14 protein-coding genes are annotated in these 14,283 nt (G+C 47.5%); 7 read left to right on the top strand and 7 right to left on the bottom strand.

Annotated elements, in window-relative coordinates; genetic code table 11:
• Positions 1–135: 135 nt before the first annotated feature.
• From yuzJ to pucR, 6 genes are all read right to left on the bottom strand, one after another.
• Positions 136–267, bottom strand: a complete 132-nt coding sequence (yuzJ, locus tag KXZ66_RS16765; RefSeq protein WP_009968115.1) for a YhzE/YjcZ family sporulation protein YuzJ — start codon at positions 265–267, stop codon at positions 136–138.
• A 423-nt stretch (positions 268–690) separates the two neighbouring features.
• Positions 691–1,035, bottom strand: a complete 345-nt coding sequence (gene uraH, locus KXZ66_RS16760) for a hydroxyisourate hydrolase (protein WP_101501435.1) — start codon at positions 1,033–1,035, stop codon at positions 691–693.
• Complete coding sequence (pucL, locus tag KXZ66_RS16755) at positions 1,035–2,519, bottom strand: factor-independent urate hydroxylase (RefSeq protein WP_101501434.1); 1,485 nt, start codon at positions 2,517–2,519, stop codon at positions 1,035–1,037. Before pucL ends, uraH begins: the two co-directional genes overlap by 1 nt.
• A 12-nt stretch (positions 2,520–2,531) precedes the next feature.
• A complete protein-coding gene (pucK, locus tag KXZ66_RS16750; protein WP_038829790.1) occupies positions 2,532–3,824 on the bottom strand; it encodes a uric acid permease PucK in 1,293 nt (430 codons plus the stop codon).
• A 5-nt stretch (positions 3,825–3,829) separates the two neighbouring features.
• Positions 3,830–5,179, bottom strand: a complete 1,350-nt coding sequence (gene pucJ, locus KXZ66_RS16745) for a uric acid permease PucJ (RefSeq protein ID WP_038829792.1) — start codon at positions 5,177–5,179, stop codon at positions 3,830–3,832.
• Positions 5,180–5,323: 144 nt separating this feature from the next.
• Complete coding sequence (pucR, locus tag KXZ66_RS16740; protein ID WP_014477890.1) at positions 5,324–6,919, bottom strand: purine catabolism transcriptional regulator PucR; 1,596 nt, start codon at positions 6,917–6,919, stop codon at positions 5,324–5,326.
• A 174-nt stretch (positions 6,920–7,093) separates the two neighbouring features.
• Here pucR and KXZ66_RS16735 point away from each other — a divergent pair, with 174 nt between their 5' ends.
• The 7 genes from KXZ66_RS16735 to yunB all read left to right on the top strand — a co-directional run bounded on the left by KXZ66_RS16735 (position 7,094) and on the right by yunB (position 13,220).
• Positions 7,094–8,434 (top strand): allantoinase, encoded by a 1,341-nt coding sequence (locus KXZ66_RS16735; RefSeq protein ID WP_151870067.1) that lies wholly within the window; start codon positions 7,094–7,096, stop codon positions 8,432–8,434.
• A gap of 95 nt (positions 8,435–8,529) precedes the next feature.
• Complete coding sequence (locus KXZ66_RS16730; RefSeq protein ID WP_014480757.1) at positions 8,530–8,877, top strand: YunG family protein; 348 nt, start codon at positions 8,530–8,532, stop codon at positions 8,875–8,877.
• 37 nt (positions 8,878–8,914) lie between these two features.
• A complete protein-coding gene (locus KXZ66_RS16725; protein ID WP_003243895.1) occupies positions 8,915–9,763 on the top strand; it encodes a DUF72 domain-containing protein in 849 nt (282 codons plus the stop codon).
• A gap of 17 nt (positions 9,764–9,780) precedes the next feature.
• Positions 9,781–10,602: a sulfite exporter TauE/SafE family protein gene (locus KXZ66_RS16720; RefSeq protein WP_003228670.1), complete on the top strand. Its 822-nt coding sequence runs from the start codon at positions 9,781–9,783 to the stop codon at positions 10,600–10,602.
• Between the two features lie 19 nt (positions 10,603–10,621).
• Complete coding sequence (locus tag KXZ66_RS16715) at positions 10,622–12,010, top strand: bifunctional metallophosphatase/5'-nucleotidase (RefSeq protein ID WP_151870068.1); 1,389 nt, start codon at positions 10,622–10,624, stop codon at positions 12,008–12,010.
• 64 nt (positions 12,011–12,074) lie between these two features.
• Positions 12,075–12,380, top strand: coding sequence for a YunC family protein (locus KXZ66_RS16710; RefSeq protein WP_019712942.1), 306 nt, complete (start codon positions 12,075–12,077; stop codon positions 12,378–12,380).
• A gap of 72 nt (positions 12,381–12,452) precedes the next feature.
• Positions 12,453–13,220 carry a sporulation protein YunB gene (yunB, locus tag KXZ66_RS16705; protein ID WP_015483652.1) on the top strand — a complete coding sequence of 256 codons (768 nt, stop codon included), beginning with the start codon at positions 12,453–12,455 and terminating at the stop codon, positions 13,218–13,220.
• 27 nt (positions 13,221–13,247) lie between these two features.
• Here the strand turns inward: yunB and lytH are convergent, their stop codons facing one another.
• Positions 13,248–14,228: an L-Ala--D-Glu endopeptidase gene (lytH, locus tag KXZ66_RS16700; protein ID WP_003243462.1), complete on the bottom strand. Its 981-nt coding sequence runs from the start codon at positions 14,226–14,228 to the stop codon at positions 13,248–13,250.
• Positions 14,229–14,283: the final 55 nt, after the last annotated feature.

Raw genomic sequence — 14,283 nt, 5'->3', positions numbered from 1 at the left:
AAATCTCGTAGAACTTGACAGCTTCTGGATTAGAAAATGATTAGTGAATCACATAGCAAAGACGCCATAAAAACTTCTTATGGCGTCTGTCGGACAGGGAGGTGTTGGATACGGCGGAGGCAAGGAAAGTTAAACTTAATAATTAAAGATAGCTGCTCCAACAATGATCAACAAAATGAATAGCACCACGATCAAAGCGAAGGAGCTCCCGAAACCGTTTGAGTAACCAGAGTTTCCACTGTATCCACCAGAATTGTAGAATCCCATAATGTCACCTCCTTTAGTGGAGATAGTATAAGATATGCCAAACGATCATTTTCGACATAGATTTAAGTCTAAAAAAGAAAAAATGAATATTTTGTCTAAAGGTGTAAGAGAGAACGCATTATCAAAACTATTAAAACCGCAGCAATTGTTTTCAGAGTAATTTTTCGAGAAAAAACGCGGTCTGTTTATAGGATTGGAAAAGGGAGCTCGGCTTCTAAGAGCTGACTTATTAGTTTGAAACCCCGATTTATAAATGAAAGGACTACAGGATATTTTTCTCGTAGGCAATTATCCTGAAAAATATTGGTGAATGTTTATTCTAGCTGTTGTTTCACTAAGTGTGGGATCACTGCAAGTACTGTCCTAGGATTAAAAGTTTATTGAAGTGCAAATAGAAGCCCGCCTTACCGGCGGGCTTTCTTCTTAACTCCCCCTATACACCTGATAACCAAACGGCGACAGCAAGAGCGGGATATGATAATGTGCATCTGGATCTGCAAGCTGAAAACGGACGGTGACGATGGTTAAAAACGGCTGGTCGATCGTATTCACGTTTTTATTCGCAAAATAGTCTCCTGCATAAAATTCCATCACATACTCTCCGGAAACCAGCTCTTCACCAGCCAGCAGAGGGACATTGGCTCTGCCGTCATTGTTAGTGTAAACCTCTTTCAAAATACTTTCGCCCAGCCGCTTCACTTCAATTTTTACGTTCGCCGCTGGTTTGCCGCTGGTTAAATCTAAAATATGGGTTGTCAGTTTTCCCATCAGGCTTTCAGGCTCCGACATTTTTCAGCGGCTTTCTGTTTTTCTTTCTCGGCGTCTTCTCTTGTCACGGTAAAATGTTGGAAACCGTATGGCGGGCGCGGTTCGGTGTAGACTTTTCCTTGTGAGCCCGGGATTTCTTCGACAACCGTATCCCACGTGTGATTTTGAGATTGGAAGCTGACATCAGTGAGCTGCGGGAACCTCGCTAATATTCTGCAGCCGATATGATAGATTAAGTTTTGGATTGAAGGGGTTTCGAGCTCGTGAAAAACGGTGCTCGCTAAGTCGCGGACTTGTTCAGCCGCAACGTAGCGGGATGGATCAAAAGCGTATGCGTCATTGGTATTTTCATATTGCCAGCTGATGTTTAAATAGACAAACAGCGGGCGGTTGCCGTCTTCCGGGAGAGTCGTATATTCGTCCCGGATGAAGCCGACGAAGGAGTTGCCGCTCACCTTGACGAGCTGAAGATCCATGATTTCGCTGTATTGCTCTGTAATCGTTATGGTATTCCCGCTTCGTTCTGCTTTCAGCACAGAGCGGCTTCGTTCATTACGCGATCTTCTGAAGACGAGGCGGCTTGTGCTAAGCTCTTTCTCCTCGTATGCAGGCATTGCTTCAAACGGAATGTCTTCGCCAGTCAGAGTGATCTTGTCCATATGAGAATAGGTATCTAAAAATCGGTGAGCTACATAGTGTAGGAACCCCTCGGTTGTCGTTCCTTCATAGGATGCGAGATGGCGCTGGATAAAGTTTTTCATTGAATCCGTTGCCACGACGAGAGTATTGTCTCCGTCTGTAAATGATGGCAGGAAGGCTTCTCCGCCAATTTCGCATGTCACATCAACGCCGACAACGGTATTGCTTCTCCCGGCAAAAGATGATTCTGGGATTTGCTTCACTCCAGTGAGCGGTTTTAAAAACGTTCGGTATGCAAATACATTTCCTTTGCCATAAGACATAGTTCTTTTCATTTGCGTCTCTCCTTTTTCAGTGATGATGTCAGCCAGACGAAAGCGGGCGATTCGGTAAATTTCTATAAGGGCCTGCTGGAACTCCGTTTCTCGTTCGCTCTCAAGCCTTGCCAGAAGGGCTTGGTGAATGTCCTGTTTCGTCTTTCCCTTCACCGCTAAAATAAAAGGAAAGCCGAAGCGATCATAATAGTGTTCATTCAGTTTGAGAAACTCCTCGTATTCCTGCTGTTCTAATTTGCTGAGCCCCGCGTTCTGCTGCTCTCGTACCGAGTCATTGCTCATTGTTTTCTTTGTTCCGAGCCGGGGATGCTTTTTGATTAAATCAAGCTGTGTCTCGCGATCCGCGGCTTTTACAATGCCAGTCATTTTGCGGTGAAGATCAGAAAGCGACGAAAACGGCCGTAGTGCTGCGGATCTCTCCGCAATCCATGAAGAGTGTTCAAAAATAGAGCCAAGTGTGTCTGTCAGTGTTTGTGTGTCCATTTGGTTCAGGTCATCCATTGTGAACATTGGCATCTTCCTTTACGTTTTTATGTCTGCGCCATTCGACTGTTTGGTTTGAAAAAAAGCGTGCAGTGCAATGGCCGTCAAACTGCCGATCACAATTCCGCTTCCTGCCAAGACAGAGGCCGCGCCCGGAAGAGATGAAAACAACGCGGGAACTGTTGTAGCGCCAAGCCCTAAGCTGACGGAAGAGGCGATAATCAGCAGGTTGCCTTGCGAATCAAGGTCAACGCTGGATAGCATTTTGATCCCGTAAGAAATGACCATACCGAACATGACGATCATTGCGCCGCCGAGAACTGGGGTGGGGATCACTGTTGTCAGGGCCGCTGCTTTTGGAACCAGGCCGATCGCGACCAGTATGATTCCTGTGATGGCGATGACGTTGACACTTTTCATCTTTGAAAGCTGAACGATGCCGACATTCTGCGAGAAAGCTGTATAAGGAAACGCGTTAAATAAGCCGCCCAGCAAAATCGCAAGGCCTTCTGCCCGGTAGCCCTTTTCCAGATCCTTCTCCGACAGCCTGCGGTTTGTGATATCAGCGAGGGCAAAATAAACGCCTGTCGATTCAACGAGGCTGACAATCGCAACGAGAAGCATCGTGACAACAGCCGGCAGCTCAAAGGTTGGCGGTCCGAAATAAAACAGAGATGGAACATGAAGCCAAGACGCTTCCAAGGCCTCAGAAAAATCGACCTTTCCCATCAAATATGCAGCCGCTGTTCCTGCGATAAGACCGAGTAAAATCGCTATGGAGCGGATAAAGCCTTTAAAGAAATAAAATAGCAATAAGATAAAAGCTGTGACGCCAAACCCGAGGAGCACGTTGTCGAGTGAGCCGAATTCTTTGCTTCCTTCACCTCCGGCCAGGTTATTCATTGCCGTTGGAATCAGGCTGATGCCGATGATCATGACGACTGATCCGGTTACGACAGGCGGAAAAAAACGGACAAGCTTCCCGAAGAAGCCCGCGGCTAAGACGACAATCAGTCCTGCGGCGATAATGGCACCATATATCGCTGGGACACCGTAAGTGCTGCCGATGGAAATCATCGGGCCGACTGCGGTAAACGTACATCCGAGCACAACGGGAAGGCCGATGCCGAAATATCGGTTTCTCCAGAGCTGCAAAAGAGTTGCCGCCCCGCACATAAACAAATCAATCGCGATTAAATACGTCAGCTGCCCCGCATTCAGCCCGATCGCCGCTCCGACGATCAGCGGAACGAGAATGGCTCCCGCATACATGGCAAGCATGTGCTGAAGCCCCAGCATCATCAGCTGTAAGGCATTGTGTTGTTCCTTCATCTTTTTTACACCTCTTTTTCTAATACGAGTGTACGTTCTAATACCGGAAGTTCTGTTTGCTGTGCTGTTAATTCTTTTTTGTCGCGCAAGCTGAAAAATAGATTCAAAAAGATGGCGGTCAGGCTGCCAGTGATGGTGCCGTCACTGACCAGAATCCGGATCGGAGCGGGGAATTCAGCAAAAATCCCGGGGACCGTGCTGGCGCCGATGCCGAGTGCGATTGAGCATGCGATGGTCAGGAGGTGGTATTGATTTTTGAGATCCGCTGTGCTCAGCATTTTGACGCCAGAGGCAATCACCATGCCGAACATGACGAGGGTCGCGCCGCCAAGTACAGCAGCAGGAACGGCAGATGCAAGGGCGGCAATCTTCGGAATCAGCCCGAGACAGACAAGGATACAGCCTGCGGTAACGACGATGTTTCTTGTTTTCACTTTGGTCAGCTGCAATAAGCCGGCGTTTTGCGCAAAGGTATTATAAGGAAAGGCATTGAACAGCCCGCCGATGAGAATGGCGATTCCTTCCGCTCGATAGCCTTTGACGAGATCTTTTTCAGTTAAAGGTCTGCCGCATATCTTTCCGATTGCGTAAAAAACGCCGGTTGATTCCACAATAATGACGATTCCGACGATCAGCATCGTTAAGATCGGACCGATTTCAAACGTGGGGGCTCCGAAGTAAAAAGGCTTCGGGATTTGGAAGAACGGTGCTTCTGTAACAGAAGAAAAGCTGACTTTGCCCATGATCGCTGCTGCCGCTGTTCCGGCGGCGATGCCGATCAGAACGGACAGTGTTCGGGCAAATCCTTTGAGAAAGCGGTTGAGGACTAAGATCAGAACAAGGACACCGACAGAGAGAAGAAGGTTTTCGAGCGAACCGTATTCGGGGTTGGCGCTGCCGTTTATTTTTTCGCCGCCAGCCATATTTTTCACACCTGTCGGAACAAGTGAAAGGCCGATCAAGGTCACAACGGTACCTGTTACGACAGGAGGAAATAACACAGTCAGCTTGCCGAAAAAACGCGCAAACAAAAAGATGAACACACCGGCCGCGATGATGGAACCGTAAATCGCGTGAATGCCGTAATTGCTGCCGATTGCAATCATCGGGGTGACGGCCACAAATGAACTGCCAAGCATGACGGGAAGCCCGATGCCGATGTATGCTCCGCGCAAGGTTTGCAAAAGCGTCGCGACGCCGCACGTTAACAGGTCAATCGCCAATAGGTAGGACAGCTGTTCAGTTGTTACATTCAGCGCCCTGCCGACAAGCAGGGGCACCAAAATCGCACCTGCATACATGGCGAGCACATGCTGCAGGCCAAGCGTAAACACCTTAAACGATCTTTTTTTCACCATAGTCCCTCCCTGTATGTGAACTTTAGTAACATGATATCGTGCCGGCCGAGGGGTGTCATTGGATACAGTAGCTGAAAAAGACAGGTGTGATTGCTGAAAGTGACGAAAAATGATTCATTTTGTAGGAAAATGTGACAAACGTTAGCTGATCAGCCGCTGCATACGTAAGGCAAGCCGCAAACGCATCGTTGTTTCAGGATCTTTTAAGCTTTTACCCAGAAGCTCTTCGCATTTTTCAAGGCGGTATATGACCGTATTGCGATGAACGTACAGACGCTTTGCCGTCTCTGAAATTTGGCAGTGTGTCTCTAAATAGACGGAAAGCGTATGAAGCAGGCTTTGATCCTCCTGCTGTTTTTCAGCGAGGCTCTGAAGCGTGGAGTTGTAAAATTTCTTCAAATCCTCAACTGGGAGCAAGCGCAGAAGCTCAGGCACATCTTTGGCGTGATACACCTGGATAAATGCTGTGCTTCTTGACAAATGCCCCGATTGCAGAGCATCAGAAGCTTCTGTGAAAGCGTCGGGAACATCAATGAGCTTTTGGCATATATTGCTGATGCCAAAGGACACGGTTCGTTTAAATTGAGCGCTGACCTGTGTTTGAAACTGTTCTAAAAAGCTGATCACCGAGGCGTGCATTTCACTCCAGCTGTCTGTCGCCTCGATTAGAATAATGCCGACATTTCCTTTCATAAAGAAGTGAGGCGGAAACGGGAAGGCTGATAGTTCACCTTCAAGAAATTCGAATACGCTGTCGGAAGCGAGCTGATTTTCTGTAAAACTGATTGATTCATCATTCCGATCGAGTTTGCCGGCAATGCACATGTATTTTTGATCCCAGCGCAGCTTGAATTCTTTCGCCCGGTTTTTGATTTCGTCATCTGAAGAAAAGGACCGCTCAATAAAATTGTTGAAAAACTCATTGCGGGCCCGCCGGCTGAACTGCTTCAGCGCATTTTCCTTCAGCAGTTCAAAGGAAATGACGTTGGCCGCTTGTTCAATCGTGAGGATCAATCCTTTGTCGCCGGCCTGCACCATGTCCGGTATCAGCAGGTAGCCGCAGTTTTTTTCGTGATTATAAATAGGCAGGACAGAATATGTTTTCTGATCTGAGATTGTAGAGAAACAAGTGAAAAATGGCCCGGATACGGTATTCAGGGTGCCTTTCAGCTTTTCGGTCTCAACTGAAATCTGATGAGACGCAGACAGCATTTTGGCATGCTGGTCAAGCAGCAGCACGGGAAGCTGAAGGAGGTCTGACACCTTTTTGAGGAGGGATTGCAGCCCCTTGCCGCTCATAATGTGGTTTGTGAATTTTTTGTGCGCGTAAATGGCTTGCTGCAACTCGTTAGAACGCATATCGAGAATGTGGCTGAGTGTGGCATTTACAATATCGCCGAGGCGGATGTGTTCTGGAAGTTCAATGATCGGAAACGCATATGAATCGGCCAGTTCGATGATTTCCTTCGGGATATCTTCCAGATAGCGCTTTGTTTTAATGCCGAGGCCCGCGCAGCCGCGTTTTGCCATTTGCCGAATCAGTTCAGATAATTGATGCGGGTGATCCTTCAGGTGATAGGCGGTGGTGACGAGCAATTCATTCTTATGCAAAAAGTCTGCGATATCCGGAGCGTCCATCATATTGACATGCTGAACCTCTCTTTCCCCTCCTGCTTTTCCAGCGATTAAATTGGCGTTTTCAAAAGCCGGTATTTTCATCACATCAAAAATATTCATAGCGCATTCTCCTTTTCTATAAAAACATTGGTTAAGGTGAATAATTTTCAATAGGAATTCTAGCGGTTTTGCTGATGTAATACGATCATAGTAGCAGTAAACTGTTGAAAATAGAACTGGTTGTGTTACATAAACTGACATGAAAAATCGTCATCCTGACATGGGGGGATCAATATGGCTTACGATATGGTGATAAAAGGTGCGAAGGCAGTTACGCCAGATGGCGTTATAGAAGCTGAGATTGCAGTTCAAAACGGTGTCATTGCCGAGATAGGTTCTGACATTGAAGCAAGCGGGACGGAAATCATCCAGGCAGACGGGAAATACGTGTTTCCTGGTGTGATAGACTGCCATGTTCATTTTAATGAACCGGGCAGGGAGGATTGGGAGGGGTTTGAAACAGGTTCTCAAATGATGGCCGCAGGCGGTTGCACCACCTATTTTGATATGCCGCTCAACTGTATTCCATCAACCGTGACGGCAGAGCATCTTCTCGCAAAAGCTGAGCTAGGCAGGCAAAAATCTGCCGTGGATTTTGCGCTATGGGGCGGCCTTGTGCCAGGCCATATCGAGGACATCTGTCCGATGGCTGAAGCGGGAGCGATCGGGTTTAAAGCGTTTTTATCAAAGTCAGGCACTGATGAGTTCCGCTCTGTTGATGAACGGACATTGCTCAAAGGCATGGCAGAAATCGCGGCTGCAGGAAAAATCCTCGCTCTCCACGCGGAAAGCGACGCGATCACAAGCTACTTGCAGATGGTTTTGGCCAATAAAGGAAAGGTGGATGCGGATGCGTACGCCGCCTCCCGCCCGGAGGAAGCAGAAGTTGAAGCGGTGTATCGCACGATTCAGTATGCGAAGGTGACAGGCTGTCCGGTTCATTTTGTCCATATCAGCACGGCGAAAGCGGTCCGGCTGATCAGAGAGGCGAAACAGGAAGGTCTTGATGTTTCGGTTGAAACATGCCCGCATTATGTCTTGTTCAGCCATGACGATTTACGGCAAAGGGGCTCTGTCGCAAAATGCGCGCCTCCGCTCCGGTTACGGCAATCAAAAGAGACGCTGATCGAGACGCTCATTGCCGGGGACATTGACATGGTTTCCTCAGACCATTCCCCCTGCCGTCCATCCTTGAAGCGGGAGGATAACATGTTTTTATCATGGGGCGGAATCAGCGGCGGGCAGTTCACTTTATTAGGAATGCTGGAACTGGCGCTTGAGCATCAGATTCCGTTTGAAACCATCGCAGAATGGACAGCGGCGGCCCCTGCAAAACGATTCGGCCTTCAGAAAAAAGGGCGGCTTGAGGCGGGGTGTGATGCAGATTTCGTGCTCGTCAGCATGGAGCCGTACACTGTTACAAGAGAATCGATGTTTGCAAAGCATAAAAAAAGCATTTACGAAGGACATACATTTCCCTGCAGCATTTCGGCCACTTACAGCAAAGGCCGGTGCGTGTACAATGATGGGGAAAAAATCACTGAAATTGATGGAGCTCTGGTCGTTCCTTCGTAAGCCCGGCGGATTTACCGCCGGGTTTTTTGATTTCCTCCGTTCTAGTTTTTAAAATCTCATCAACGTGGTATCTTTTTTTAAAGGAGGCGGAGGCAATGGAGCATGTCAAATACATACTTAAGCAATCCTGGTCGCGTCATTCGAGCTCTAAATGGACGGAAGAATGCCCGTCATGCGGCCAATGCGGCGTGACGGCATTGGTGATTCAAGACCATTTCGGCGGCACGATTTTCAAAACAAAAGTCGGTGAGAGCTGGCATTTTTACAACAGCATCAATGGTGTGATGTACGATTTTACGAGTGAGCAGTTTCAGGCGCCTATTGAATATCAGCATATTCCTTCCTCAAGAGAAGAGGCGTTTTTAGATACGAATGAGGAACAATATCAGCATCTTCGTTCTGCATTTTCCCGCCATATGAACAGCATTTCCAAGGAAACCTGAAAACACGTGTGATAAACTGGAAGAGAGGTGAATGAGTGTGATTTATATCGGACTGACGGGGTGGGGGGATCATGACAGCATCTATCCGCCGAAAACGGCCAGCCAGAAAAAATTGCAGGCCTATTCCTCCCATTTTCCGATCGTGGAATTAGACGCGAGCTTTTACGCGATTCAGCCGGCGCGCAATAATGAAAAGTGGGTGAAGGAAACGCCCGAAACCTTCCAATTTATCGTGAAAGCATATCAGGGCATGACAGGGCATCAGCGCGGCGAAATTCCCTTTGACTCAAAAGAGGAGATGTTTGATGCGTTTAAGGTGTCTTTAACGCCATATTTACATAGCAATAAGCTCGCCATGGTGCTGTTTCAATTTCCGCCGTGGTTTGACTGCAAGAAGGAGAATGTCGCCTATTTGAGATGGTGCAAGCACCAAATGGGAGATATTCCTTGCGCGCTTGAATTCAGAAACCGTTCCTGGTTCTCGCCGCCATTTTATGAGCAGACGCTTTCATTTATGAAAGCGGAAGGCTGGATTCACAGTGTCTGTGATGAACCGCAAATCGGAGAAGGCAGCGTTCCGACCGTGTTGCGCGCGACCGATGAAAACAAAACGCTCGTCAGGTTTCACGGACGCAACAAGCAGGGCTGGATGAAGCCTGATGGCGGGAAAAACTGGCGGGAGGTCAGGTACTTATATCGCTACAACCAACAGGAGCTGGAGGATTGGAAAAAGCACCTGAATGAATTGCAGCAGCAATGTAAAGATGTTTTTGTCCTGTTCAACAATAATTCCGGCGGTGACGCTGCGGATAATGGCAAGCAGATGCTTGAACTGCTTGATATCGAGTACAGCGGACTTGCTCCGAGACAGCTCGATTTATTTTAGAAAAGAGGTTTTTACTGATGTCGTTTGTGATTTTGGTCGTCCTGGGATTAATCGCAGGTACGGTAGGAAGTCTGATCGGGCTTGGCGGCGGAATTGTCATTGTGCCATCTCTGATGTTTTTAAGCACAGTGACGCAGCTGTTTCAGGATGTGACGCCGCAGGTTGCGATTGGAACTTCGCTTTTGGTCATTATTTTTACGGGCCTTTCTTCAACTTTGGCTTATATTAAATATAAAACAGTTGATTATAAGAGCGGGCTCATTTTCTTTATCGGTTCAGGTCCCGGCAGCATGATCGGGGCTTACGTGTCAAAGCTGTTCAATTCAAACTCGTTTTCCGTTTGGTTTGGCATTTTTATGATTCTGATTTCATTATCCTTAATGCTGAAAGCGAAAGCCCGGCCAATCAACAAAGCGCACAAAGGAATTATCCGGACATTTCAGGATGATGCCGGTGAGCCTTATACGTACTCATATCAGGCCTCTGTGGGTATTGCCATTGCCTTTGTTGTCGGTTTTTTAGGCGGACTTTTCGGTATAGGCGGCGGATCACTGATGGTTCCGGCGATGATGCTGTTATTTCTGTTTCCGCCGAAGGTTGCGGTGGCAACGTCCATGTTTATTATTTTCCTGTCTTCTATGACAGGGTCTGTTTCACATATGATTTCCGGGCACGTCAATTGGCTGTACGCCCTCGCGCTTGTGCCCGGCGCTTGGTTCGGCGGAAAGCTTGGCGCCGCCATCAACAGAAAAATGCAGACGAAAACGATCGTTATGATCATGCGGATCGTATTGATTTTGATCGGCTGCCAGCTCATTTATGAAGGCATTTTCAGCTGAACGATTAGGGAGAGATATTATGAAGGAGAAGCTCCGCTTATATCATACAAATGATTTGCACAGCCATTTTGAAAATTGGCCGAAAATTGTAGATTATATCGAGCAGAAAAGAAAAGAGCATCAGTCAGACGGCGAAGAGACGCTCGTTTTTGATATTGGCGATCATCTTGATCGTTTTCAATTCTTGACAGAGGCGACATTCGGAAAAGCGAATGTCGATCTCTTAAACCGCCTTCACATTGATGGAGCGGCGATCGGCAATAACGAAGGGATTACGCTTCCGCATGAAGAGCTTGCTGCCTTATATGATCATGCTGAATTTCCTGTCATCGTCTCTAACCTGTTTGATAAAAATGGAAACCGTCCGTCCTGGGCGGTGCCTTACCATATCAAATCATTGAAAAACGGTATGTCCATTGCTTTCTTAGGTGTAACTGTGCCGTATTATCCTGTATATGACAAGCTGGGATGGACAGTAACGGATGCTCTTGAAAGCATAAAGGAAACCATTCGGGAAGTGAAAGGGCAGGCTGATATTATCGTTCTGCTGTCACATTTAGGCATTCTTGATGATCAGGCAGTGGCTGAAGCGGTGCCTGAGATTGATGTAATCCTCGAATCACATACCCATCATTTGCTTGAAGATGGACAAGTGGTGAATGGGGTACTGCTGGCCAGCGCCGAGAAATACGGGCATTATGTCGGCTGTGTAGAAATCACGGTGGACAGCGTACAGCGAAGCATCATCAGCAAAACGGCTTCTGTGCAGAACATGGCGGAATGGACAGGAGAATCCGCAGAAACAAAAGCGTTTCTCAATGAAAAAGAACGTGAAGCCGAGGAGAAGCTATCCGATGCCGTTGCAGAGCTTGCACAAGATGCTGAGGTGAAGTGGTTTGAAGAATCAGAGCTGCCTTTGCTTTTGGCATACGCCTTAAAGGAATGGTGCGAGACGGACATCAGTATGGTCAATTCAGGTGTCATTCTCGGTCCGCTAAAAGCAGGTCCTGTGACAAAGTTGGATCTGCACCGCATCTGTCCGCATCCGATCAACCCGGTGGCTGTCCGCCTGACGGGAGAAGAATTGAAGGAAACCATTGTCCATGCCGCTTCCGAACAAATGGAGCAGCTCCGGATCAAAGGACTTGGCTTCCGCGGAGAAGTGATGGGGAAAATGGTGTATGCCGGCGTTGAGGTAGAAACGAAACGGCTCGATGACGGGATCACCCACGTCACCCGGATCACACTGAACGGGGAAGATATTAAAAAACATAAACAATACTCCGTTGCGGTGCTTGATATGTTTACGCTCGGCAAACTGTTTCCGTTGATTCGCGACGCTGCAGAAAAAGAATATTTTATGCCGGAATTTTTGCGGGATCTGCTTGCTTGGAAGCTTGCGCAATAAGGCAGTCAGCCCACAACAAGCTGTGCCCTTCATCATAAAGTGATGAATGAAGGGAGTGGTTGACGTGGTAAACCTGACACCGATCATGATAGAAGGACAGCCTTTTACAGCTGTGACAGTGAAACTTCCAAAAACGAATTTTATGGCCGTCGCCAATGATCACGGATATATTATGTGCGGCGCGCTGGATGTGGCGCTGCTGAATGAAAAATTAAAGGAGCGCGGCATTGTGGCGGGACGCGCAGTTGGTGTCCGCACCATTGACCAGCTGTTAGACGCACCTTTAGAATCCGTCACGTACGCTGCGGAAGATCTTGGCATCAAAGTCGGTATGAGCGGCAGAGAAGCGCTTTTAAAAATGGTGAAATAAAATAAATTGGCCCCGGCTATTACTATGTCCCCTCTTACAAGCATACATTGTGATATGTAAGGGGGGATTTTCTTGCCAAGATATCGCGGCCCTTTTCGCAAGAGAGGACCTTTGCCTTTCCGTTACGTGATGCTCCTGTCCGTTGTTTTTTTTATCCTGTCAACAACGGTCAGCCTTTGGATGATCAATGGCTCGATCAAACCTGTTTTAATGGACATCGGCGAGATGGAAACGAAGCGTATAGCGACAGAGGTGATCCAGGATTCGATTGAGGACTATATGTCTGACAGTGAAAATATGAAAGATATGTTTCAAATGAATTCTGATGAAAACGGAAACTTAACGACAATCGATTTTAATACACAGGTTGTAAACAGTGTGAAAACAAAAGTGACAAAGCAGCTTCAGGCTCATTTGAAAGAGATGGAAACCCATACCGGACACAGCGGCGCCAGTGAAAACATTATGATCAACATTCCGCTGGGACAGGTAACCGGCAACAGCCTTCTTGGAAACCTCGGGCCGAAAATCCCGGTCCGGTTCAATTTAATCGGTGACGCTTTTACAGATGTCAAAACCAAAATCAAGCCGTATGGCATAAATAACGCACTTATTGATATCAGCATCTTTGTCGAAATTAAAGTGAAGGTCATCATTCCATTTGCCAGCAAAACCGCTGTCGTCACAAATAATGTTCCTGTATCGATTAAAGCAGTGCAGGGCGAAGTGCCGCAGTTTTATAATGGAAGCGGCGGCTCGGGTGTCACGCCTTCTGTCCAGCTCCCGAGCAGCAAAGAAGAAGACGGTGCTGATTCAAAAAAAGAAAAAAGCAGCAAATAAGCCGCCTGTCGTAGAGGCGGCTTTTTGTTACTTCTTTTTTTGGTATTCATATCGCTCCCACGCCCTCAAATGCGGGTATGGATCAAATGACCATTCGGTTCTTCCGTTATCTTTGTACATGCCATAGTGCAGATGCGGCGGGAACTTCCCGGCGGTTCCCGGCGGGCCGTATCCGGAGCTGCCGACTGATCCGATCACTTGGCCAGGCTCAACGATTTGTCCTGTTTTAATCCCTTTGGCAAACCCATTGAGATGGGCAAAATAATGATACGTATTGTTAATGTCCCTGATGCCGATTCTCCATCCTCCGAAGCGGTTCCAGCCCTTCATTTCAACTACGCCGTAACATGTGGATTTGACAGGAAGGCCGTAATGGGCAAAGATATCCGTACCTTCATGAATCCGCCTTCCACCGAAGCCGCGGGCATCTCCCCACGTGCTTCGGTAGCTGTAATCGGTTCTGATCGGAAGCGGGAATGCATGCTCGCCCAGATCAATATGGCCGTAGGCTTTAAACAGCTTCATGAATTCAGATATAATCCCCACTGTCTGATCACGCCGGTAATAATTCCAAAGCCCGATCCGGATGTTGTCTTCATCTGTGCCATACGACAGTAAGTATTGGCTGAACGTATACAAGATATCTTCATCGTTGCTGACCTCGGCTTTCCCGTCTCCATCGCCATCCATTCCGATTCCGTCAAACACTTTAATGCTTAACGGCGCATCGTCTTTCGGATTCGGGTTTTCAGGCCCGCTCCAGATATCATCGGGTATATAGATGCTGATGATTCCCGCCTTTTCAGGCAGATCTTTCCGGTTGCTCCGCACGTTTTCTTCGTATTGATCAACAGCGGCGAGCGCATACCAAGGGATCTGCGTCACAGCTTCGATTTTATGATATAATTCCATCCGTTTCGACAGCACTGGATCTGAAAGTTTTTTTCCAGACGCAGAAGGCTCAAATGCAAACAAAAGGAGAAGAAGAGCGGATAACAAAACTTTCACAAAATAATCTCCTTTCATATTGAATACACATAGTTTGCGGCAACCTGGCTTAAAA

It is taken from the genome of Bacillus sp. LJBS17 (genome assembly GCF_019334685.1).
Taxonomy (GTDB): domain Bacteria; phylum Bacillota; class Bacilli; order Bacillales; family Bacillaceae; genus Bacillus; species Bacillus subtilis.
The sequence above is the reverse complement of the archived record's forward strand: the minus strand, read 5'-3'. Positions and strand labels throughout refer to the sequence as shown.